The sequence below is a fragment of the Limnohabitans sp. JirII-31 genome (genome assembly GCF_002778315.1).
GTDB lineage: Bacteria > Pseudomonadota > Gammaproteobacteria > Burkholderiales > Burkholderiaceae_C > Limnohabitans.
This window is the reverse complement of the sequence record NZ_NESA01000007.1, coordinates 119,311-141,660: the sequence shown is the minus strand read 5'-3', so window position 1 is coordinate 141,660 and position 22,350 is coordinate 119,311. Positions and strand designations below refer to the sequence as shown.

Here is a 22,350-nt window from a genome sequence, read left to right as displayed (position 1 = left end):
GCTTGCTATTGCGTTTCAACTGAATAGGCCTGAATACGTACCCCTAATGCATGCATGACTTTCAGCATGGTGTCAAAGCGTGGTTTTGAGCCAGCCCTCAAAGCTTTGTAGAGACTTTCGCGTCCCAAGCCTGAATCAATTGCGACTTGCGTCATCCCACGTGCCTTGGCAATGTCTCCAATGGCCAAAAGCAGCAAGTCGGTATCGCCGCTTTCAAAGGCAAGGTTAAGGTATTGGGCAATCATGTCCTCGCTGTCAAGATAGCTTGCAGCATCAAATTCAATGGTCTTGCTCATCGACGTATTCCTTTGCCAGTTTGAGTGCGCGTGCAATGTCTTTCGCTTGGGTCGATTTATCGCCGCCTGCCAAAAGCAAAATTAACTTTTGGTTGCGTCGTGAGAAATAAACCCGATACCCCGGTCCGATGTGAAAGCGTAATTCAGCCACGCTGTTTTCGAGTTGCTTGAAATCGCCCAAGTTACCTGCTTCGATGCTCTTGAGTCTCAACACAATCGCAGCTTTTGCTCGAATATCTTTGAGCCATTTCACAAATTGAGGTGTTTGTGAAATTTGGTAAATTGTATCCACTTGGATACTCCTTGTCTTTGGCTTGTGTGTTCGTGAAGAACTCTAAAAAGACAGTTCCATGGGTGCTGAGGGTGCGACTTACAAAGTCCCTATGATTCACCCATGACGTTGCTTTCTATTCTGGTCGGCACTTTGGTCGCTGGCATGGGCAGTGTGTGGCTGGCGGCCTTGCTGGCTTATGCCTTGCTCTCTCGTTACACCCAGCACTTGTTGAGCTTGGCGGCGGGCGCTTTGCTGGCCACGGCTTTCATGCGCTTGTTGCCAGAGGCGTTCGAGCAGTCGGTGTCGGCTGGCGTGTCGGCACAGGCTTTGTTTGCCGTGTTGCTGGTGGGCTTGGTGTTTTTCTTTCTGCTCGACAAGGCCGAGTTGTGGCACCACGGACATGAACACCACCAAGCTGAGTCACAAGCAGAAGTCCACAGCCATGACCCCCACGACGCACACCATGGCCATGTTCATCCACATGCACATGCAGCACATGCCGGTGCAACGCACGACCATGGCCATCACCACGCACACGGCGGTGGGTGGGCGGTGTTGTTGGGCGACAGCGTGCATGCGTTTGGCGACGGCATTTTGATTGCGGCTGCTTTTGTGGCCGATTGGCGTTTGGGCTTGGCGTCTGCGGTGGCCGTGATGGCCCACGAGGTGCCCCACCATGTGGGGGACTTGGTGGTGTTACGCCAAACCTTGGCCACACCGCGTGCGGCCTTGTTCAAACTCTCACTGGCCGGTGGTGTGACGGCCATTGGCGGTCTGGTGGGCTATTTGCTGGTGGGGGCCATGCACGAGTACCTGCCGTACTTTTTGGTGGTGGCTGCCAGCAGCTTCATCTATGTGGCGCTGGCCGACTTGATTCCGCAATTGCAAAAGCGCCTGAGCCCTGCGCAAACTGCCGCGCAAGTGGCGTGGTTGTTTTTAGGCATGGGCTTGGTGGCCTTGCTGGGCGAGTTGGCACAGCACTGATCGCGCAGGCCGCGCCTTCGATCGGGTTGTGGCCGACCCCGCGCTGCCACTCAGTGGCTTAGCCCCTGGCCACGGGCAAGCCAGGGGTGGTGCACCACTCGCTCCAGCTCCCGGCATACAAGCCGCTGCCACCCAACCCTGCCACTTCCATGGCCAACACATTGGGCACTGCGCTCACACCGCTGCCGCAGTGGTGCACCACACCTAGGGGCGTGCGCCCATCCAACAGAGCCACAAATTCTGCGCGCAACACCTCAGGTTTTTTGAAAAAACCTTGTTCGTCCAGGTTGCTGTTGAAGGGCCGGTTCAGCGCACCTGGAATGTGGCCTGCCACGGGGTCGATGGGTTCGACCTCGCCACGGTAACGCGGGGCGCCTCGGGCGTCGATCAAGGTTTGTTGCGGCACATCCAGTCGACTTGCCACGGTGGGGGTGTCGACCAAGGTCACCAACGGCGCATGCAAGGCGAAGTGAGACGGTGTGGGGGTGGGCGCGACGCCTGACGCGGTGGCACCGCCCGCAGCTAGCCAAGCTTGCCAGCCGCCATCAAGCACCGCCACGGCGTCGTGCCCACACCATTTGAGCATCCACCACAAACGGCCACAGTAGTTCATGCCGTTGCGGTCATACACCACCACTTGCATGTCGTTGGTCAAGCCAATGCTTTGTAACCATTGGGCAAATACTTCACGTTTGGGTAAGGGGTGGCGTCCACCGTTGACCGCGTGGGCAGCGTCTTTGGCACTCAGGTTGTCATTCAGGTCGGCGTACAACGCACCCGCAATGTGCTGCTCTTGAAACTGTTGCGGTCCTACGGCGGGTTGCATCAAATCGCAAGTGCAGTCGATCACCATCACGGGCGCATGCTGCGACTGCAAGGTTTGCAACTGGGTCACGCTGATGAGGGTGGTGTACATGGTGTCTCCTGGATGGTTTCAGTGTTCTTCTGCGGGGGCGTTGGGCGCTGCACGGGCACGTAGCAACGTGGCCACCATGCCGCTGCCCACGATCAAGGCCATGCCAGCCCAGCCTATGAGTGGAATGTCGTCACCGAATAGCAGCAAACTGTAGAGCGCCGCAAACACAATGCCCGAGTATTGCAAATTGGCGACGACCAAAGTAGCGCCCTGGCTGTAAGCGCGGGTGAGGCACAGTTGACCCAGTGATGCAAACACGCCAACGGGCAGCAGCCACACAGCGTGCTGCCAGTCCCAGGGTGAGATGCCATCGAACACCATCACACCGCCACCGGCCACCGCAGTTCCGATGGCAAAGTAAAACACGGTGCGTGTTTCGGGTTCACCCACACGGCCCAGCGCCATGACTTGCATGAAGGCAAATGCAGCCACAAAGCCTGACATGAGCCCGATCAGGCCAGCAAAAATTTGGTTTTGGTCGATGGTGGGGCGCAGCATCATCACCACCCCGGCAAAACCCGTCAGCACGGTGATGGCCAGCGGGCCCTGTGACCATGCGCTTTGTCCGTCTTGTGGGTTCCAGTTCAGCAAAGCGCCGCCCACCAAAAAGGCAGCCACCCACACACCACTCATGTAGTTGAGGGTCATGGCCGTGGCCAAGGGCAGGTGGGCAATGGCATAAAACCAAGACCCCAGCGACAACACGCCCACCGCTGAACGCCACACATGCATGCCTGGATAGCGCGTACGCAATGAGATGCCTTGTTGTTTGGCGATGACGGCCAAAAACACGATGCCGACCAAGCCACGATAGAACACCAATTCAGCCGGGCTGAAATAGGCGGATGCAAACTTCACGCACACGCCCATGGTGGCGAAGAAAGCTGCGCCCAGCAGCATCCACAGGGCTTGCATGGACCTTAGGGGGTGGTGAAGTTCAGTTTGCCGCGGTACCACTCGTGGAAGTGCTGCATGCCGTCTTCCATGGGGCTTTGGTAGGGGCCGACTTCGTTGTCGCCGCGTTGCATCAAGGCCTTGCGACCCGCGTCCATGCGCTCTGCAATTTCGTCGTCTTCAATGCAAGTTTCCATGTAGGCGGCTTGTTGTGCTTCTACAAATTCGCGTTCAAAAGCGACGATCTCTTCGGGGTAGTAAAACTCCACCATGTTGAGCGTCTTGCTGGGGCTGATGGGGTGCAGCGTGGAGACAGTCAACACGTGGGGATACCACTCGACCATGATGTGTGGGTAGTAGGTGAGCCAAATGGCACCCTGCTCGGGCAACTGGCCGTTGCGGTATTTCAGCAGCACGTCGTGCCACTTTTGGTAGGTCGGCGAACCGGGTTTGCCAAAGCCACTGGAGACGCCCACGGTTTGCACCGAGTAGTTGTCTTTGAATTCCCAGCTCAGGTCATCACAAGTGACAAATTGGCCTAAGCCCGGGTGGAAGGGGCCCACGTGGTAGTCCTCCAGATACACCTCGATGAAGGTTTTCCAGTTGTAGTTGCACTCGTGCAACTCCACGCGGTCCAGCGCAAAGCCTGTGAAGTCCAGCGCGGCACGCGGTCCCATGTGGGCCAGGTCCGCTTCGATGTCCAAGCCGTTGTCTTCAAACAGCAGGCCATTCCACTCCCGCAGTTTGTAGTTGTTGAGGTTCAGGCACGGATCGTGGGAGAAGTGCGGGGCCCCCAACAATTGGCCAGAGGGCGAATAGGTCCAGCGGTGCAGAGGGCACACGATGTTGCCACCGGCTGTACCCGCGCCTTGTGTGTTGAGTGAGCCACGGCCTTTGAGCATGACAGCTTGGCGGTGACGGCAGACGTTCGAGATGAGCTCGATGCCTTGCTGTGAGCGCACCAAAGCACGCCCTTCGCCTTCGTGCGGAAGCGCGTAGTAGTCGCCCAATTCGGGCACAGCCAATTGATGGCCCACATAACGGGGCCCGAGCTGAAAGATGGTCTCCAGTTCACGCTGAAACAGCGCTTCATCGAAGTAACTGGTAACTGGTAGTTGGCTAGATGCCTGCTGCAGTTGAAGACTTAAATCAGACATGGGGGACCTGACCTAAAGACTCCCCACAGGGAGGTGGTATGACAAAAATAAATCAGCCCATAGGCTGATTAGAGAAGCGCCATTGTACCTTTCGGGGGCAGGCCCTCTCAGAGAGCCGCCTAAAATACACAGCTCTTTGACCTTTCTCACATTAGAAAGCCCGCACCGCATGCCCAAGGCAACCCCTACCACCCGTGCAGACACTGCGCCTGCCAGCTACGAAGCGGCTTTGAAAGAGCTGGAGAGCTTGGTCCAACACATGGAGTCCGGGCAAATGCCGCTGGCCGAGTTGTTGTCGGGTTACCAGCGTGGCGCTGAACTTTTGGCTTACTGTCGCGCCCAACTTGATGCTGTCGAGCAGCAAATACAGGTGTTGGACAACGGGGTCATGAAACCTTGGACGGCGACTTGAGCACCATGCGCATCTCTACAAACAACGCCTTCGATTTAGATGCCTGGAGTGACCAAGCGCTGACTCGTGTGGAGCAAGCCTTATCGCTGTGGATCAACCCCCAAGCTCCGGCGGGTTTGGGCGATGCCATGCGCTACGCCGTGTTGGATGGTGGCAAACGTTTGCGCCCCTTGCTGGTGTTGGCTGCACGTCAAGCCGTGGCAAACGATGAGCCCCACTTGGGGTTGGACGAGGCGGCCTTGCGCGCGGCATGTGCGGTTGAACTGATTCATGCGTATTCATTGGTGCACGACGACATGCCCTGCATGGACAACGACGTGCTGCGTCGTGGCAAGCCCACGGTGCATGTCCAGTTTGGCGAAGCCCAGGCGCTGTTGGCGGGGGACGCTTTGCAAGCCTTGGCGTTTGAGTTGCTCACGCCTGAGTCCTCGGCCATTGACGACGTTGTGCAAGCCCGTTTGTGCCGTTTGCTGGCACGTGCGGCAGGGCATGCTGGCATGGCCGGTGGCCAAGCCATTGACCTGGCCAGCGTGGGCTTGAGTTTGAATGAAGACCAGTTGCGCCAGATGCACCGCCTGAAAACCGGTGCGTTGCTGGAAGCCAGCGTGCTGATGGGGTCGGCTTGTGGGCGTCCCAGCGTCGAGGCTATTCAAGGTTTGCAGCGTTACGGTCAGGCCTTGGGCCTGGCCTTTCAGGTGGTGGACGACATCTTGGATGTCACCGCCGACTCGGCCACCTTGGGCAAAACTGCTGGCAAAGATGCTGCCAATGACAAACCCACCTATGTCTCACTGCTGGGGTTGGCGCGCGCACAAGCCTACGCCAACGCCTTGCTGGACGAGGCCTTGACTGCCTTGACTGCCAGCCAATTGACCCACACCCAAGCGCTGGCGGCACTCGCTCAGCGGGTGGTGAACCGGAATACCTGACCCCTATGTCTTCTTTGTTGTCCACCATCAACTCTCCCGCCGATTTACGGGCTTTGCCGCGTCAGCAATTGGGCACGCTGGCCGATGAGTTGCGCAGTTATCTGTTGCACAGCGTGGCCAAAACCGGTGGGCACTTGAGCTCCAACTTGGGCACGGTGGAGTTGACGGTGGCGTTGCACTACGTGTTCAACACGCCCGATGACCGCGTGGTGTGGGACGTGGGTCACCAAACCTATCCGCACAAAATTTTGACGGGTCGTCGCGAGCAGATGGCCTCTTTGCGTCAACGTCATGGTTTGAGCGGTTTTCCTAAGCGAGATGAAAGCGTGTACGACGCCTTTGGCACGGCGCATTCTTCCACCAGCATTTCTGCTGCATTGGGTATGGCGTTGGCCTCGCAGCAAAAAGGTGAGCAACGCCACGCCATTGCCGTCATCGGCGACGGTGCCATGACGGCGGGCATGGCCTTTGAAGCGCTCAACAATGCGGGCGTGAGCAATGCGCGCTTGTTAGTCATCTTGAACGACAACGACATGTCCATCAGCCCGCCTGTGGGCGCACTCAACCGCTACTTGGCGCAACTCATGAGCGGGCGTTTTTATGCCGCAGCCAAAGAAGTGGGCAAGCAAGTGCTCAAAGGTGCGCCGCCGCTGTTTGAGTTGGCCAAACGTTTTGAAGAGCATGCCAAAGGCATGGTGGTGCCTGCTACCTTGTTTGAAAAATTTGGTTTCAACTACATCGGCCCCATCGATGGCCATGACTTGGACTCGTTGATCCCAACGCTCGAAAACATCAAGCATCTCGAAGGCCCACAGTTCCTCCACGTGGTGACCAAAAAAGGCCAAGGCTATGACTTGGCCGAGGCCGACCCCGTGGCCTACCACGGCCCCGGCAAATTTGATCCCGCTGTGGGGTTGACCCCACCGGTCACTCCCCCAAAAACAACCTTCACCCAAGTGTTTGGTCAATGGTTGTGTGACATGGCCGAGCAAGACCCGCTGCTGGTGGGCATCACACCGGCCATGCGCGAAGGCTCGGGTATGGTGGCGTTTCACCAGCGCTTTCCCGATCGCTATTACGACGTGGGCATTGCCGAACAACACGCCCTGACTTTTGCGGCCGGTTTGGCCTGTGAAGGCGTCAAGCCGGTGGTGGCGATTTACTCCACCTTTTTACAGCGTGCCTATGACCAGTTGATCCATGACGTGGCCCTGCAAAAACTACCCATGGTGCTGGCGCTGGATCGTGCGGGCATTGTGGGCGCTGACGGTCCGACCCATGCAGGTTTGTACGACATTGCATTTTTGCGCTGCGTTCCCAACGTGAGCATTGCGTGCCCGGCAGACGAAAACGAATGCCGTCAGTTGCTCACCACCGCTTACCAGCAAGACCACTGTGTGGCCGTGCGTTACCCGCGCGGCGCCGGGGCCGGTGTGCCTGTGCAAGCTGGTTTGAATGCACTGCCTTTTGGCAAAGCTGAAGTTCGACGTCAGGGGCAACGCATTGCCATCTTGGCCTTTGGCACTTTGCTATACCCCGCCTTGCAAGCAGGAGAAGCACTGAACGCCACGGTGGTCAACATGCGTTGGGCCAAGCCGTTGGATATTGATTTATTGGCGCAAATCGCAGCCAACCATGAGGCCTTGGTCACAGTGGAAGAGGGGGCACTGATGGGCGGCGCAGGCTCTGCCGTGTTGGAGGCTTTGCAGCAGTTGCAACTCCTCAAGCCCGTGCTGACATTGGGCGTGGCTGACATCTTCACAGAGCATGGAGACCCAGTGAAGTTGCTGGTTGAACTGGGCTTGGATGCTGCCGGTATCCAAGCCTCCATCACCCAGCGATTTGGAAAATGACGGACTGCGGCTTGATGCCTTTTCACGTGGCGTGAAGTTTTTTTCAACGCCATCTGTCTCTGGTAGAAACCCGCACGAAGTCGCGCGAGCGACTGCATACAATGCCCCATCCTTTAGGCGAGCCTCTCAGAAGCGAAGCCTGTTCAGGATCTGTTGTAACAACTCAAGGGAGTCTTCATGGACCGTCGTTCCGTTATTAAAAACGCAGGTATTGCAGGTATTTTGGCAGCCGGTGCTGCTCCCGCAGTGCATGCACAAGCCGCCATCCGTTGGCGTTTGGCTTCGAGCTTTCCCAAGTCGCTGGACACCATCCATGGTGCTGCCGACACGTTTGCCCGTGCCGTCAAAAACATGTCGGGCGGCAAGTTTGAAATCTCGGTGCACGCTGCTGGCGAAATCATGCCTGCCTTTGGTGTGGTGGATGGTGTGCAACAAGGCTCCATCGAAATGGCGCACACAGCCCCTTACTATTTCTTCGGTAAGGACGAAACCTTTGCCTTGGGTTGTGCCATTCCTTTCGGCCTGAACAGCCGTCAAATGACCGCCTGGATGTACGAAGGCAACGGCTTGAAGCTGATGCGCGAGTTCTACGCCAAGTACAACATCGTCAACTTTCCTGGCGGCAACACGGGCGCTCAAATGGGTGGTTGGTTCCGCAAGGAAATCAAATCGGTGGCAGACCTGAAAGGTTTGAAATTCCGTATCGGTGGCTTTGGCGGCAAAGTGCTCGAGCGCTTGGGCGTGGTGCCCCAAAACATTCCAGGCGGAGACATTTACCCCGCCCTGGAAAAAGGCACCATCGACTCTGCCGAGTGGATTGGCCCTTATGACGACTTGAAGCTGGGCTTCAGCAAAGTGGCACCGTTCTACTACTACCCAGGTTTCTGGGAAGGCGGCCCTGAGCTTGACTTCTTCATCAACGACAAAGCCTTCAATGCTTTGAGCCCTGAGTACAAAGCCATTGTGGAAGCTGCTGCGGCACAAGCCCACACGGACATGCAAGCCAAGTACGATGCACGCAACCCTGGCGCCTTGAAGCAATTGGTGGGCTCTGGCACCAAGCTGCGCGAGTTCCCCAAAGACGTGATGGCAGCCAGCTTCAAAGAAGCCATGGCCTTCTACGAAGAGCTGTCTGCCAAGAACGAAAACTGGAAGAAGGTCTACACAGACTATTCCAAATTCCGTGGCGATCAGAACCTGTGGTTCCGTTTCACTGAAGCGCGTTTTGACGCATTCATGCAAGCACAAAAGCTGTAACCAGCCTTTGAGCTGACCAAAAAAACCGCGCTCTCGGGCGCGGTTTTTTTATGCGTGGGTGTTGAACTTCACATCTGGCGAAACGCTTTGAGTTCTGCCGACAGACGCTCGCACTCAGCCAAGACCGTGGCGTCTGTGACATAAAACACGGCGAACTTGCCCACCAAGGTGCGTACGTACAAGCGTGGCGCCATGAACCATTCCAAGCCACGAATGCGAATCAGCTTGGCAAATGCCAAGTCATCAAACGCCATGTGTTTGTCCCAGATCCAGGTTTGATGAATGCCCTGCGCATCGATGCGGACACGGCTTTGCAGCACATGCCACGCGGTCCAGGCCAGCAAGGCCCACGCCACGATGAACCAGCCAGCGGCTTTCAACCCAGCCACGCCTGTGTCACCGCCAAATTTGCCTTGTTGCCACAAGCTCAATAGCCAATAGGCAGAGCCCAACACGATCAACCCGGTGAGGGTTTGAAAGCTGCGTGAAAACGCGGCCCCCTCCAGCACCTCGGGGTGCGGTTGAAAGTGGAAAGGCGCGATGCCTGGTTTGGTCTGCGGCTCAACAGAGGCAGGCGAGTGAGTGTCGTGGTTCATGGGTTACCAAGAAAAAGCCCCTCACGGTTGGACCGGAGGGGCTGGAGAGAGGGGGACGATTTATTTTTTGAACAAGTCGTCGATCTTTTTCTGCTCATCGGCAGCATTTTCCGCAGCCGACGGCTTGCTGCCATCGAGCTTGAGTTCGGCTTCTGGCACTTCTTGTTCAGAAGGCATGTCGATCACCACTTTGTCGAGGTCCACCTTTTCTTCTTTGTCCAAGAACATGGTGACGGTTTCAGGCACAAAGATCACGATCACGACCAAGATCAATTGCATGATCACCCAAGGAATGGCACCCATGTAAATGTCGTTCGAGCGCACGGGTTTTTCAATGCGACCTTCTTTGAACAAGGTGTCGGCAATGCCGCGCAGGTAGAACAGCGCAAAACCAAACGGCGGGTGCATGAAGCTGGTTTGCATGTTCACGCACAACAGCACGCCGAACCACACCATGTCGATGCCCATTTTTTCGGCCACGGGCCCGAGCATGGGCAAGATGATGAAGGCGATTTCAAAGAAGTCGAGGAAGAAGGCCAGGAAGAAGATGAACACGTTCACCACCACCAAAAAGCCCACTTGACCGCCGGGCAAGCCCGACAGCAAATGCTCCACCCATTTCGCACCATCGACGCCTTGGAACACCATTGAGAATACGCGTGAGCCGATCAGGATGAACACCACCATCGCCGTCAGGCGCATGGTGCTGTGCATGGCTTCCCAAATCAGGTCTTTGTCCAAGCGCTTGTGCATGGCCGCCAAGACCAAGGCACCCACGCAGCCCATGGCCCCTGCTTCGGTGGGGGTGGCGATGGCAGTGTTGATGCCAGGCAGTCCGCCCATCGAGCCCAACACGGCAAAAATCAAGAACGCGGAAGGAATGATGCCGCGCAAGCACTTGGCCCACAGCGCCCAACCGTTCAAGGTGCGTGCTTCTTTGGGCACGCCGGGCACGTACTCGGGTTTGAGCAGTCCCAAGCCAAAGGTGTAGAGCGCGAAGATGCCCACTTGCATCAGCGACGGGCCCCAAGCCCCTTTGTACATGTCGCCTACTGAGCGGCCCAGTTGGTCAGCCATCACCACCAACACCAGCGAAGGCGGGACCAATTGTGTGATGGTGCCCGAGGCCGCCAGCACGCCGGTGGCGTAACGCATGTTGTAGCCGTAGCGAATCATCACGGGCAAGGAGATCAAGGCCATGGCAATCACTTGACCCGCCACAGTGCCGGTGATGGCGCCCAAAATGAAGCCCACGATGATCACCGAGTAGCCCAGGCCGCCTTTGACGGGGCCAAAGAGCTGACCCATGGAGTCGAGCATGTCTTCGGCCAGGCCGCATTTCTCAAGAATGGCCCCCATGAAGGTGAAGAACGGAATGGCCAGCAGCAAGTCGTTGCTGAGAATGCCAAAAATGTTCAAGGGCAGATTGGCCATAAAGCTGGCGGGAAACCAGTCCATGCTGATGGCGAAAAAGCCGCAGGCCAGACCTAGAAAGGACAGCGAGAAAGCGACCGGGAAGCCAATCAACATGGTGAGCACAAGGCCCACAAACATGATGGGTGCGAAGTTTTCCATTTGCATGATCGTGTGTCCTTTATTGCACCGGCTTTTCGTAGTGCGTGTCCATTTCAAACTTGCCTTGCAAGTAAGCCACGCGCTTGATGATTTCACTCACACCTTGCAGGAACATCCACGCAAAGCCCAACGGCAGCAACAACATGGCGGGCCAGCGGATCAGGCCCCCAGCGTTGCTGGACATCTCGTTGGTGACCAACATTTTCAAAAACAAGGGAAAGCTCAGGTAGGTCAAGGTCACCATGACAGGCAACAAGAACACAACCAAACCCAACAGGTCGATGTAGACCGGACCCTTGCCTTTGAGCTGGCCGTAAAAAATGTCAACGCGCACATGCTCGTTGAGCTTGAGCACCAAAGGTGCACCCAACATCACCGTGGCTGCAAACAGATACCACTGAATTTCGAGCCAGCCATTGGAGCTGACATCAAAGCCATAACGAATGAACGCATTGCCCGCAGAAATCAAGGCTGCTGCCAGCACGGTGAATGCGGCCACATGCCCAAACTGTTGACTCGTCTTGTCAACACCCAATGCAAATTTAAGAAGTTTTGACACGTTGTGTCTCCATTTTTTGCCAACCGGCGATCCTACCAATTCTTGGCATCTGGCTGAATACTTCAGGATGAACTTTCACCCTGTATTTGTGAAATTACTTCAATCTGGCGTCGGGTTTACCCGTTGACGCGTAAGCCGCTGCCTGCTTGAACTGTGCCAATCACGCGGGCTTGTTCGAAGCCGCCTTGCTGAAAAAGTCCCAACACATCGGCGACGGCTTCGGGGGCACAACTCACCAGCAAGCCGCCGGAAGTTTGGGGGTCACTGAGCAGCGCTTGGTCAGCGCTGGCAAAACCGCTGGGCAGTTGCACTTCGTGGCCGTAGCTGGCCCAGTTGCGGCCCGACGCGCCCGTGATGAAGCCTTGCTCGGCCAAGGCACGTGCCCCCGCCACCAATGGGACAAGTTTCCAATCGATCGTGACTTGGTTGTGTGCGCCGCGTGCGATTTCCAAGGCATGACCGGCCAAGCCAAAGCCCGTCACGTCCGTCAAGGCATGCACCCCGGGGTGCTTGGCCAAGGCAATGCCCGGTCGGTTGAGTTGGGTGGTCAAGCGGATCATGTCTTGGTAGCCGGCTGCGCTGAGCGCTTCTTTCTTGAGTGCGGCAGACAAAATGCCCACACCCAGAGGTTTGCCCAGCACCAAGACGTCGCCCACTTGTGCGCCGTTGTTGCGCTTGACCTGCGAGGGGTGGACCAAGCCCATCACCACCAAACCGTAAATCGGCTCCACCGAGTCAATGGTGTGTCCGCCTGCGATGGGAATGCCTGCGGCATGGCACACGTCTTGACCGCCTTGCAAGATGCGGCCAATCGTTTCAACGGGCAACACATTCACCGGCATACCGACCAAGCCCAGCGCCATGATGGGGGTGCCGCCCATAGCATAGACGTCGCTGATGGCGTTGGTGGCGGCAATGCGGCCAAAGTCATACGGGTCGTCCACGATGGGCATGAAGAAGTCGGTGGTGGCGATCAACGCCTGCTCATCGTTGAGTTGGTAGACCGCCGCATCGTCGGCGGTCTCAATGCCCACCAGGAGTTGCGGGGGCATCACAAAACCGGTGCTGTGCTGCATGCTTTGCAAGATGTCGCGCAGCACGGCGGGGGCAATCTTGCAGCCGCAGCCGCCGCCATGCGACAGCGAACTCAAACGGGGGACAGGGGGTGGGGTGAGGGAGGGGGGAGAGGCAACCATGCCCCAATTATCGGGCGGCCTTGGTTTCTGACTTTTTGGCGCGCTTGAAGGTCCACCAGGGCAACAAGGCGCGCAGCGACTGGACCTCACCACTGTGGTCACTTTGGTAGCCGGCCAGTGCGTTGAGCTGCGATGCCCATTCGGTGGTGCGCAACACGTGGCGCAGAGCTTGGGTGGCCGGTGTGTCCAGGGCCGACTTCAAGCAGACCAGATGAAAGTGTTCTTGTGTCAGCGCCACAAAACCCAAGCCCCGTGCACGTGCCGTGCTCTCCAAACCCAGGCCCACATCGCCCCGACCGGCTGCAATGGCTTCAGCCAGTGCTGTGTGCGAGGGCTCGGCGTCTGCGTTGCAGTTCAAGCTGGCGCTGTTGAGCTGTGCTTGTTGCAACAAGTCGTCCAGCAAGACGCGCGTGCCTGTGCCCAGGCTGCGCTGTACAAAACGGGCTTGGGTGCGCGCCACATCCATCAGACTGTGCAAGCGCAGCGGATTGCCGGGGGCCAACATCAGTCCTTGGGTGCGCGTGGCAAAGCCAATGATTTTGTGCAAGCCGGGTTGGAGCAGATGTTCGTAGGCTTGTTTGGTGTGTGTGCCCATGCCCGGTTGCGTCTGGGTGTGAAACCCCGCCAGCGTGCAGCGGCCCTCGTTGAGGGCGCGGATCGCGTCCACACTGCCACAAAAACGGATGTCCAAGTGCAGGCCAACGCTGCTCGTGTGTTCACGCAAGCGCGGCAGTGCGTCGTCATGGCTGGCGTACAGCGTCAGCACATGGGCCTTGGGGTCAAACGCCACCGCAAAGGTGCGTTCCAGATCGGCGCGCAGGGCTTCGATTTGTGGGGCCAGACGGGCCTGGGTTTGGCGTTCGGCCCACATCAGCTTGGTACCGAATTCGGTCAACCTGGCCGACTGGCCTTTCTCCCACACGATCAACTCTTGCCCCATCACCTCTTCCCAGCGTTTGAGCTCGCCCCACACATGACGGTACGACAAGCCCAGGTCACGTGCCGCAGCAGAGATCGAGCCGTGCAAGGCCACGGCTTGCAGCAGCGTGATCAGGGGATGGCGCAGCAACGCGGCGTCGTTGCTGGGGGCGCTGTCATCACGATGGCCGAGGGTGTAGTGGAGGTTGACGCTATGCACAGGGGTTCATATGGCAGGGTTTTAGAAGCCTCACTACGATAGCGCAACTTTTTTGGCTCCGATGAATTCTTTCTCTGACAGCGCATGGTCTGCGCTGGAACTCCTTTTCAATGCGGATCCCGTGCTGTGGTCTATCGTGGGCCGCTCGTTGTGGGTGAGTCTGCTTGCGTGCAGCATCGCTTGCACGGCCGGTGTCGTGTTGGGTGCATGGCTGGGCGTGGCGCGCTTTGCCGGGCGTGATGCGCTGCTGACGGTGCTCAACACCTTGTTGGCCTTGCCTTCGGTGGTGGTGGGCTTGCTGGTGTACTTGCTGTTGTCGCGCAGTGGGCCATTGGGATTTTTAGGCTGGCTGTTCAGCATCAAAGCCATGGTGTTGGCACAAGCCGTGTTGGTGCTGCCCGTGGTCACCGCGCTCACGCGCCAGTGTGTCGAAGATGCGGAGCGCAGCCATGGAGAGCAATTGCAGTCTTTGGGCGCACACACGTGGATGCGCAGTCTGTTGCTGGCCTGGGACGAGCGCTATGCCTTGCTCACCGTGCTGATTGCCGCATTCGGGCGTGCCGTGTCTGAGGTGGGGGCCGTCATGGTGGTGGGTGGCAACATCGAAGGCTTCACCCGCGTGATGACCACGGCGATTGCTCTGGAAACCAGCAAGGGCGATTTGCCGCTGGCGCTGGCCTTGGGCTTGGTGTTATTGGCCGTGGTGCTGGTGCTCAACGTGTGTATTTCTGCGCTGCGTCGCTGGCGCCAAGGGCTAGATGGTGCATTGATCACCTCGTTGCAAGGAGGTGTGTCATGACCGCGGATGTCCTGCGTTTGGATCGGGTCTCTGTGCAGTTCGGTTCGCATGTTGCCTTGCGCGATGTGCAGTTGTCTATCCGTGCTGGTGAGCGTGTGGCCCTGGTAGGTGCCAATGGTTCTGGCAAGAGCACGTTGTTGCGTGTGGCCCATGGCTTGCTGCCCGCCACCCGCGGTGAGGTGCAAGCAGCCCCTGCGGCCCGTCAGGCGATGGTGTTTCAGCGCCCGCATATGTTGCGTACCAGTGTGTTGCGTTTTGTGGTTTGGGGCCTCTGGTTGCAAGGTGTGGCTTGGCGTCGGGCCCATGTGCAAGCAGCGGTAGCCTTGCACCGCGTCGGGCTGCATGATTTGGCCGAACGTTCTGCCCGCACCTTGTCTGGAGGTCAGCAACAACGCTTGGCCTTGGCCAGGGCATGGGCCTTGCAGCCCGACGTCGTGCTGCTGGACGAACCCACCTCCAGCCTGGATCCACATGCCAAACGCGAGGTTGAACGTTTGGTGTCTGACTGGTTCTCGGCGGCGGGCACCACCTTGCTGTTCAGCAGCCACAACCTGGGCCAAGTCAAACGCTTGGCCACACGCGTGATTTATTTAGAGGCCGGCCGTGTCATGGCCGACTTGTCTGTCGACCATTTTTTCAACCAATCGTTGGTGCACAGCCACCCCGAAGCCCATTTGTTTTTAAAAGGAGAACTGGTATGACCCGTCGTTCGCATCTCATCCATTGGATGGTGGCTGTTGGCGCTTGGTGTGTGGGCAGTGCGCTCGCGCAAAACGCACCCTCTCTCGTGATGGCCTCGACCACCTCCACCGAGCAGTCGGGTCTGTTTGCGCACCTGCTGCCTGCTTTCAAACAAGCCACGGGCATTGAGGCCAAGGTTGTTGCTCTGGGCACGGGCCAGGCCTTGGACATGGGCCGTCGTGGCGACGCGGATGTGTTGTTTGTGCATGACCAAGCCGCCGAAGAAAAGTTTGTCGCCGATGGCTTTGGCGTCAAACGCTTCCCCGTCATGTACAACGACTTTGTGTTGGTGGGCCCCGCCAGTGACCCAGCCAAAACACGCGGCAAAGACATCGTGTCTGCCTTGCAAAAAGTAGCCGCTGCGCAAGCGCCTTTCATTTCACGCGGCGACAAGAGTGGCACCCACGCCGCCGAGTTGCGCTACTGGAAGCAAGCCGGCCTGGACGCCAAAGGCGCGGGCTACAAAGAGTGTGGCTGTGGCATGGGCCCGGCACTCAACATGGGGGCATCGATCGGCGCGTATGTGCTGACGGATCGTGGTACCTGGTTGAGTTTCAAAAACCGACAAGACTTGCAGATTTTGGTGGAGGGTGACAAACAGTTGTTCAACCAATACGGCGTGATGGTGGTCAATCCCGTCAAGCATCCGCATGTCAAAGCGGAGTTGGCACAGAAGTTTGTCGACTGGGTGGTCTCACCTGCGGGCCAAGCCAACATTGCCAGCTACAAGGTGGGCGGAGAAACCTTGTTTTTCCCAAACGCCAACAAGTAAAGCATGCGTTGCGTCCTTTGACGCCGCGTCGTCTCTGGCCCACCTTGGCGTGGGCTTTTTTTGCTTTCTAGGGTTAGTCCTTAGGTTGGGTGCTTCATAGGGTTCTCAAAATCCTATGCATACCCATTCATAGAGAAGGGGTGTTCACCATCCCTGCCTCAGGAGACACAGATGCAAAAAATCTTGCACATCAACCCCGACAAATGCACCGGCTGCTTGCAGTGCGAAATGGCTTGTTCCTTCGAGAACTACGGCACCTTTGCCACTGCCAAGTCGCGCATCAAGGTGTTCGACTTCCACGAAACCGGCAAAAAAGTGCCCTACACCTGCACCCAGTGTGACGAGGCCTGGTGCTTGCACGCGTGTCCCGTGGAGGCCATCACGCAAGACAAAACCACCGGCGCGATGGTGGTCAACGAAACCACCTGCGTAGGCTGCAAGGTCTGCACCATTGCCTGCCCGTTCGGCACCATCAACTATGTGCAAGAAACCGGCAAAGTGCAAAAGTGCGATTTGTGCGGTGGTGACCCGGCTTGCGCTTCGGCTTGCCCCACCGGTGCCATCACCTTTGTCGACGCCAACTGGACCGGCCTCGACAAGATGAAGCAGTGGGCCAACAAATTGGGCAACCAAGCGTCTGCCGCTTGAGCCAACACAAGGAGAACACATCATGACTTGGGCTGGAAAAATCCTCCGCATCAACCTCACCGCAGGCACCGTCAAGAGCGAACCCCTGAACATGCAATGGGCGCGCGACTACGTGGGCTCACGCGGTTTGGGCTCTAAATACCTCATTAGCGAAATCGACCCCAAGGTGGACCCGCTGTCCCCTGAGAACAAACTCATCTGGGCCACCGGCCCCTTGACCGGCACCATGGCCTCCACCGGCGGTCGCTACACCGTCATCACCAAAGGACCGTTGACTGGGGCCATTGCCTGTTCCAACTCCGGTGGCTACTTTGGCGCTGAGCTCAAGATGGCGGGCTGGGACATGGTGATTTGCGAAGGCAAGTCGCCCAAGCCGGTCTACCTCTACATCAACGACGGCGTAGCCGAATTGCGGGATGCCTCTGACATTTGGGGCAAGAGCGTGTGGGAAACCGAAGCCCACCTCAAAAAGACCTTGCAAGACCCGCTGGTGCGCGTGTCGTCCATCGGCAAAGCGGGCGAGAACCATGTGCTCTACGCCTCGGTGGTGAACGACTTGCACCGTGCGGCGGGTCGCTCAGGTGTGGGCGCCGTGATGGGGAGCAAAAATCTCAAGGCGCTCGCTGTGCGTGGCACCCTCGGCGTGGGCAATGTGCGTGACCCCAAGGCCTTCATGAAGGTCACGGCCGAGAAGAAAAAAATCCTGGCCGACAACGCCGTCACGGGCCAGGGCTTGCCTGCCTATGGCACCCAGGTGCTCATGAACGTGATCAACGAAGTCGGTGCCTTGCCCACGCGTAACCACCGCGATGTGCAGTTCGAAGGCGCCAAAGACATTTCTGCCGAAGCCATGGCCACGCCGCGCGAGAGCGACGGCAAAAAACACCTGGTCACCAACCAGGCCTGCTTTGGTTGCACCATCGCTTGCGGGCGCATCAGCAAGATGGACGAGACCCACTTCACGGTTCAAAACAAACCGCAGTATTGGGGCGCGTCTGGTGGCTTGGAGTACGAAGCGGCCTGGGCTTTGGGCGCGGCCAATGGTGTGAACGACTTGGAGGCCTTGCAGTACGCCAACCTGCTGTGCAACGAAGAGGGCATCGACCCCATCAGCTTCGGGGCCACCGTGGGTGCGGTGATGGAGTTGTACGAAATGGGCGTGCTGACCCAAGAGCAATTGGGCATCGACGCCAAGTTTGGGTCGGCCCAAGCCCTGGCCTTCTTCGCGGAAGAAACTGTCAATGGCCGAGGCTTCGGCAAAGAGATTGGCCAAGGCTCCAAGCGCCTGACCGAAAAATACGGCCACCCCGACCTCAGCATGAGCGTCAAAGGCCAAGAGTTCCCAGCCTATGACGGTCGCGCCATCCAGGGCATTGGCTTGGCGTACGCCACCTCCAACCGGGGTGCCTGCCATTTGCGGGGCTACACCATCGCGTCGGAAGTGTTGGGCATTCCCGTCAAGACCGATCCGCTGGAACACGAAGGCAAGCCAGAGTTGGTCAAAGCCTTCCAAGACGCGACCGCTGCGTTTGACTCGTCGGGCTTGTGCATCTTCACCACCTTTGCGTGGGGGCTGGCCGACTTGGCACCGCAAATGCAAGCCGCCTGCAACGAGGACTACACCACCGAAGAGCTGGAGAAAATTGGCGAGCGCATTTGGAACATGGAGCGCGAGTTCAACAACGCCGCAGGCTTCACCTCCAAAGACGACAGCCTGCCCAAGCGCTTGTTGACCGAAGCGGCCAAGACCGGCCCGGCCAAAGGTAAGGTCAGCATGCTGCCGCAAATGTTGCCCAAGTACTACGACGTGCGCGGTTGGGACAAGGACGGTCGTCCGACCGAAGCCACCAAACAACGCCTCGGACTTTGAGGCGTTAGGTCATGACCCATCACGTCATTCTTGGTGCTGGCCCAGCGGGCGTGATTGCCGCAGAAACCATCCGCAAGCACGCGCCCCACGACCGCATCACCCTAGTGGGCGATGAGACCGAGCCACCATACTCGCGCATGGCGATTCCGTACTTGTTGATCGGCAACATCGATGAGCGTGGCACCTATCTGCGCAAAACCGCAGACCATTTCAAGCGATTGAACGTGACGCAGGTCACGGCCCGCGCGGAATCGGTGGATGTGTCCGTACGCCAAGTGGTGCTCGACAACGGCAGCCGTTTGGACTTTGACACCTTGCTGATCGCCACCGGATCGCGTCCGGTGCGCCCACCCATTCCAGGGATCGACAGTGCCGGCGTCCACCCATGCTGGACCTTGGAAGACGCACGCGCCATCATGGCCTTGGCGCAACCCGGCGCACGCGTGTTGCAAATGGGGGCGGGCTTTATTGGCTGCATCATCATGGAAGCCTTGGCGTCACGCGGTGTGAAGTTGAGTGTGGTGGAGATGGGTGACCGCATGGTGCCGCGCATGATGGGCCCGGTGGCCGGCGGCATGATCCGCAACTGGTGTGAGGCTAAAGGCGTGCGGGTGTTCACAGGTGCCAAGGTCGAGGCGATTGTGCCGACTGGCGGCGCGCACGACACCACCGATGCTCACCTGCAAGTGCGCTTGTCCACGGGTGACAAAATCGCCGCCGATTTGGTGATCAGCGCCACCGGTGTGAAGCCCTGCATCGACTTTCTTCAACACAGCGGCATCACCTGCTTGCAAGGGGTGTTGACCGACGAGCATTTGCAAACCAATGTGCCGGGCATCTACGCTGCGGGCGACTGCGCCGAAGCGTTCGACAAAGTCAGCGGCACCACCATCGTCAGTGCCATCCAACCCAATGCGGCCGAGCAGGCTCGCGTGGCTGCCTTGAACATGGTGGGTCAACACACGGCCCTCAAAGGGGTGACGCAAATCAACGTGCTCGACACCCTGGGGCTGATCTCGGCGAGCTTTGGCAACTGGCAAGGTGTGTCCGGCGGCGAACACGCCGAACTCACCGCCGATGGTCGCCACCTGAGCTTGCAGTTCAAAGACGATGTGCTGGTGGGCTGCAACAGTGTGGGCTGGACCGAGCATGTGGGCGTGATGCGTGGCTTGGTCGAAGGTCAGGTGCGACTGGGCGCTTGGAAAGACAAGCTACGGCAAGACCCCACACGCCTGATGGACGCCTACTTGGCGTGTGCCCAGGGGCAGGGGCAGTGGTCGGGTGCCACGGATCACCGCCGCCGTTGAGGCGTGCGTGTAGAGTCTCGCGGCATGCAGATCACCTTCAAGCTTTTTGCCACGCTCACCGACTACCTGCCGCCCGCTGTGCGGCGTGACAACCTGATACAGCTAGAGGTGGCGCCTGAGGCCACCATTGCCCAAATCATCGAGCCCTTTGGCATGCCCCCGAAGCTGGTGCACTTGGTGCTGGTGAATGGCCGCTACATCGAACCCGAGAAACGCTTGACCACCACCTTGGTCGAGGGCGATGTGCTGGCCATTTGGCCGCCAATCGCGGGTGGTTGACGTTCAGTTCACCCTTTACTCCCTCGCGCCCCGAACCTTTCCAACTGTGCAATCGCATTACGACGCCTCCTTTGCCCGCGAGACGGGATGCACTGAAGCCGAGTGGTTGGGCTGGTTGCCTGCTGCCATCGGCGCCCATGCCTGGCAGCGCGAGGGGCAGTGTGTGTGCATCACCTTGAACGAACCCAACACTGTCCCTGCCGGCTTGTGCATCCGCTGGTCGGTGGGCGAGCCCCGTGTGATCGCGCTGGTGCGCATCCCGCGCTTGCTGGTGCAGTTTGATTTCAGCGTGGCCGATGCGGCGCAGCGTTACCGCTTCATGCGTCGCTTTGACCTCTACATGCAACGTGGTGGTGGCTAAGATCTCGCGATGTTGTTAGAGCGTTTGAAATACATGCCCCTGCGCGACGCCACCGAGGCACGTGCAATGTTTGCGGCTGGGCAGGCCTTGGCCGCCCAGCATGGGCTGGCCATGCGTTCACCGCCGCCCGAGCCCACCACCTGTTGTGGCCGTGGCTGCAACGGGTGTGTGTGGGACGGATTCTTGAGTGCTGCCGAATACTGGCGCGAAGACGTGCTTACTTCTCTACACCCATGACCATGTCGGGCAGGATGGTGACGATTTGTGGGAACACCGTGATCAACACAATGCACACCACCAAGCAGGCAAAAAACGGAATGGCCGCTTTGGCAATCGTGTTGCTGTCTTTGCCGGTCATGTTTTGCAACACAAACAGGTTGAAACCCACAGGCGGTGTGACTTCGGCAATTTCGACCAGCAGCACAATGAAAATGCCAAACCACACCAAATCGAAACCTGCTTTTTGAATCATCGGCAACACCACCGCGCTGGTGAGCACGATCATGCTGATGCCGTCGAGCGCCGTGCCCAAAATCAAGTACACCACGGTCAACACCGCGATCAAGGCCAACGGTGACAGGTGCATGCCATTGACCCACTCAGCCAGTTCACGCGGAATACCGGTGAAGGCCATGGTCTTGGTGAGAAACGCCGCACCGGCCAGGATGAACATGATCATGCAGCTCGATCGGGTGGTGCCCATCAGGCCTTCGCAGAAGTTGTTCCAGGTCAGGCTGCGACTCCAGGCAGCCAAAGCCAACGAGCCCACCACCCCGTATGCAGCGCATTCGGTGGCGGTGGCGTAGCCCGCAATCAGCACCCAGCAGACAAACACAATCAAGGCACCGCACGGAATGAGGCTGCGTGAGAGTTTGATTTTTTCCCAAAAGGTGGTGGGCGGGTCGGCCGCTGGCACTTGGTCGGGGTGGCGCAAGCTCCACCACATGATGTAACCGCTGAACAGCGCCATCAGCAACAGACCGGGCAAAAAGCCGGCCAAGAAAATACGAATGATCGACGCATCGGCCGCCACCGCATACACCACCATGGTGATGGAGGGAGGAATCAAAATACCCAAGGTGCCCGCTGTGGCCAATGAACCCAAGGCCAGCTTCTCGCTGTAGCCGCGCTTCATCAACTCGGGCAAGGCCACTTTGCTGATGGTGGCGCAAGTTGCTGCTGATGAGCCCGACACCGAACCAAAAATGCCGCAACCCAAAATGGTGGTGTGCATCAGCCGACCGGGCACCCGGTTGAGCCAGGGGCGCAGGCCTTCAAACATCTCCTCGCTCAGTTTGGTGCGAAACAAAATCTCGCCCATCCAAATGAACAGTGGCAGCGCGGCCAGCTCCCAGCTGGCATTGCTTTCCCAGAACGCACTGAACAGGTTTTTGCCCGGTTGCGTGTCGGTGAAGAAGGCCTGACCCACCCAGCCACAAATGGCCAGGGTCATGGCAATCCACACGCCACCTGAGAGCAGCATGAACATGATGAGCAGCAGCAGGCCGCCAACGAGAAGAATTTCCATAGAACCTTG

At 58.3% G+C, this 22,350-nt stretch carries 25 protein-coding genes; 14 read left to right on the top strand and 11 right to left on the bottom strand.

Annotated features, from left to right (window positions below; genetic code table 11):
• Positions 1–5: 5 nt before the first annotated feature.
• Together B9Z41_RS10555 and B9Z41_RS10550 are read right to left on the bottom strand one after the other, a co-directional pair.
• Positions 6–296 (bottom strand): addiction module antidote protein, encoded by a 291-nt coding sequence (locus tag B9Z41_RS10555; protein WP_100147028.1) that lies wholly within the window; start codon positions 294–296, stop codon positions 6–8.
• Complete coding sequence (locus B9Z41_RS10550; RefSeq protein WP_369823320.1) at positions 280–588, bottom strand: type II toxin-antitoxin system RelE/ParE family toxin; 309 nt, start codon at positions 586–588, stop codon at positions 280–282. The genes B9Z41_RS10555 and B9Z41_RS10550 overlap by 17 nt, the downstream gene beginning before the upstream one ends.
• Positions 589–690: 102 nt before the next feature.
• Between B9Z41_RS10550 and B9Z41_RS10545 the strand changes: the two genes are divergently transcribed.
• Positions 691–1,554 (top strand): ZIP family metal transporter, encoded by an 864-nt coding sequence (locus B9Z41_RS10545; protein WP_100147027.1) that lies wholly within the window; start codon positions 691–693, stop codon positions 1,552–1,554.
• A gap of 58 nt (positions 1,555–1,612) precedes the next feature.
• On the opposite strand, the gene B9Z41_RS10540 is transcribed toward B9Z41_RS10545, so the two are convergent.
• From B9Z41_RS10540 to B9Z41_RS10530, 3 genes are read right to left on the bottom strand one after another with little or no spacing between them, the layout of a single operon-like run.
• Positions 1,613–2,470: a sulfurtransferase gene (locus B9Z41_RS10540; protein ID WP_100147026.1), complete on the bottom strand. Its 858-nt coding sequence runs from the start codon at positions 2,468–2,470 to the stop codon at positions 1,613–1,615.
• 18 nt (positions 2,471–2,488) lie between these two features.
• Positions 2,489–3,385, bottom strand: a complete 897-nt coding sequence (locus tag B9Z41_RS10535; RefSeq protein ID WP_100147025.1) for a DMT family transporter — start codon at positions 3,383–3,385, stop codon at positions 2,489–2,491.
• Between the two features lie 5 nt (positions 3,386–3,390).
• Complete coding sequence (locus B9Z41_RS10530; protein ID WP_100147024.1) at positions 3,391–4,521, bottom strand: aromatic ring-hydroxylating dioxygenase subunit alpha; 1,131 nt, start codon at positions 4,519–4,521, stop codon at positions 3,391–3,393.
• A gap of 169 nt (positions 4,522–4,690) precedes the next feature.
• Here B9Z41_RS10530 and B9Z41_RS10525 point away from each other — a divergent pair, with 169 nt between their 5' ends.
• From B9Z41_RS10525 to B9Z41_RS10510, 4 genes are all read left to right on the top strand, one after another.
• Positions 4,691–4,933 carry an exodeoxyribonuclease VII small subunit gene (locus B9Z41_RS10525; RefSeq protein WP_100147023.1) on the top strand — a complete coding sequence of 81 codons (243 nt, stop codon included), beginning with the start codon at positions 4,691–4,693 and terminating at the stop codon, positions 4,931–4,933.
• 5 nt (positions 4,934–4,938) lie between these two features.
• Positions 4,939–5,862, top strand: coding sequence for a polyprenyl synthetase family protein (locus tag B9Z41_RS10520; protein WP_100147094.1), 924 nt, complete (start codon positions 4,939–4,941; stop codon positions 5,860–5,862).
• 5 nt (positions 5,863–5,867) lie between these two features.
• Positions 5,868–7,715, top strand: coding sequence for a 1-deoxy-D-xylulose-5-phosphate synthase (gene dxs / locus B9Z41_RS10515; protein ID WP_100147022.1), 1,848 nt, complete (start codon positions 5,868–5,870; stop codon positions 7,713–7,715).
• Between the two features lie 177 nt (positions 7,716–7,892).
• Entirely contained in the window at positions 7,893–8,972 is a 1,080-nt protein-coding gene (locus B9Z41_RS10510; protein WP_100147021.1) for a TRAP transporter substrate-binding protein, read from the top strand.
• A gap of 68 nt (positions 8,973–9,040) precedes the next feature.
• On the opposite strand, the gene B9Z41_RS10505 is transcribed toward B9Z41_RS10510, so the two are convergent.
• From B9Z41_RS10505 to B9Z41_RS10485, 5 genes are all read right to left on the bottom strand, one after another.
• Positions 9,041–9,568: a hypothetical protein gene (locus tag B9Z41_RS10505; RefSeq protein WP_100147020.1), complete on the bottom strand. Its 528-nt coding sequence runs from the start codon at positions 9,566–9,568 to the stop codon at positions 9,041–9,043.
• A gap of 60 nt (positions 9,569–9,628) precedes the next feature.
• Positions 9,629–11,149, bottom strand: coding sequence for a TRAP transporter large permease subunit (locus tag B9Z41_RS10500; RefSeq protein WP_100147019.1), 1,521 nt, complete (start codon positions 11,147–11,149; stop codon positions 9,629–9,631).
• Positions 11,150–11,162: 13 nt separating this feature from the next.
• Positions 11,163–11,702 carry a TRAP transporter small permease subunit gene (locus B9Z41_RS10495; RefSeq protein WP_100147093.1) on the bottom strand — a complete coding sequence of 180 codons (540 nt, stop codon included), beginning with the start codon at positions 11,700–11,702 and terminating at the stop codon, positions 11,163–11,165.
• Between the two features lie 116 nt (positions 11,703–11,818).
• Positions 11,819–12,898 carry a selenide, water dikinase SelD gene (gene selD / locus B9Z41_RS10490; RefSeq protein WP_100147018.1) on the bottom strand — a complete coding sequence of 360 codons (1,080 nt, stop codon included), beginning with the start codon at positions 12,896–12,898 and terminating at the stop codon, positions 11,819–11,821.
• 7 nt (positions 12,899–12,905) lie between these two features.
• Positions 12,906–14,036 (bottom strand): substrate-binding domain-containing protein, encoded by a 1,131-nt coding sequence (locus B9Z41_RS10485; RefSeq protein ID WP_100147017.1) that lies wholly within the window; start codon positions 14,034–14,036, stop codon positions 12,906–12,908.
• A 61-nt stretch (positions 14,037–14,097) separates the two neighbouring features.
• On the opposite strand from B9Z41_RS10485, the gene B9Z41_RS10480 reads away from it, so the two are divergent.
• The 9 genes from B9Z41_RS10480 to B9Z41_RS10440 all read left to right on the top strand — a co-directional run bounded on the left by B9Z41_RS10480 (position 14,098) and on the right by B9Z41_RS10440 (position 21,050).
• Positions 14,098–14,835 carry an ABC transporter permease gene (locus B9Z41_RS10480; protein ID WP_100147016.1) on the top strand — a complete coding sequence of 246 codons (738 nt, stop codon included), beginning with the start codon at positions 14,098–14,100 and terminating at the stop codon, positions 14,833–14,835.
• A complete protein-coding gene (locus tag B9Z41_RS10475) occupies positions 14,832–15,536 on the top strand; it encodes an ATP-binding cassette domain-containing protein (RefSeq protein ID WP_100147015.1) in 705 nt (234 codons plus the stop codon). The genes B9Z41_RS10480 and B9Z41_RS10475 overlap by 4 nt, the downstream gene beginning before the upstream one ends.
• Positions 15,533–16,348 carry a substrate-binding domain-containing protein gene (locus B9Z41_RS10470; RefSeq protein WP_100147014.1) on the top strand — a complete coding sequence of 272 codons (816 nt, stop codon included), beginning with the start codon at positions 15,533–15,535 and terminating at the stop codon, positions 16,346–16,348. The genes B9Z41_RS10475 and B9Z41_RS10470 overlap by 4 nt, the downstream gene beginning before the upstream one ends.
• Positions 16,349–16,519: 171 nt before the next feature.
• Positions 16,520–16,996 (top strand): 4Fe-4S dicluster domain-containing protein, encoded by a 477-nt coding sequence (locus B9Z41_RS10465; protein WP_100147013.1) that lies wholly within the window; start codon positions 16,520–16,522, stop codon positions 16,994–16,996.
• A 22-nt stretch (positions 16,997–17,018) separates the two neighbouring features.
• Positions 17,019–18,866, top strand: a complete 1,848-nt coding sequence (locus B9Z41_RS10460; protein ID WP_100147012.1) for an aldehyde ferredoxin oxidoreductase family protein — start codon at positions 17,019–17,021, stop codon at positions 18,864–18,866.
• An 11-nt stretch (positions 18,867–18,877) separates the two neighbouring features.
• Positions 18,878–20,173, top strand: a complete 1,296-nt coding sequence (locus B9Z41_RS10455) for an NAD(P)/FAD-dependent oxidoreductase (protein ID WP_100147011.1) — start codon at positions 18,878–18,880, stop codon at positions 20,171–20,173.
• A gap of 24 nt (positions 20,174–20,197) precedes the next feature.
• A complete protein-coding gene (locus B9Z41_RS10450) occupies positions 20,198–20,452 on the top strand; it encodes a MoaD/ThiS family protein (protein ID WP_100147010.1) in 255 nt (84 codons plus the stop codon).
• Positions 20,453–20,498: 46 nt separating this feature from the next.
• Complete coding sequence (locus tag B9Z41_RS10445) at positions 20,499–20,813, top strand: hypothetical protein (RefSeq protein ID WP_100147009.1); 315 nt, start codon at positions 20,499–20,501, stop codon at positions 20,811–20,813.
• A 9-nt stretch (positions 20,814–20,822) separates the two neighbouring features.
• Entirely contained in the window at positions 20,823–21,050 is a 228-nt protein-coding gene (locus tag B9Z41_RS10440) for an oxidoreductase-like domain-containing protein (RefSeq protein WP_233202634.1), read from the top strand.
• Here B9Z41_RS10440 and B9Z41_RS10435 read toward each other — a convergent pair.
• Positions 21,031–22,341, bottom strand: coding sequence for a TRAP transporter large permease (locus B9Z41_RS10435; RefSeq protein ID WP_100147008.1), 1,311 nt, complete (start codon positions 22,339–22,341; stop codon positions 21,031–21,033). The two genes, B9Z41_RS10440 and B9Z41_RS10435, sit on opposite strands and share 20 nt — an antisense overlap.
• Positions 22,342–22,350 lie beyond the last annotated feature (9 nt).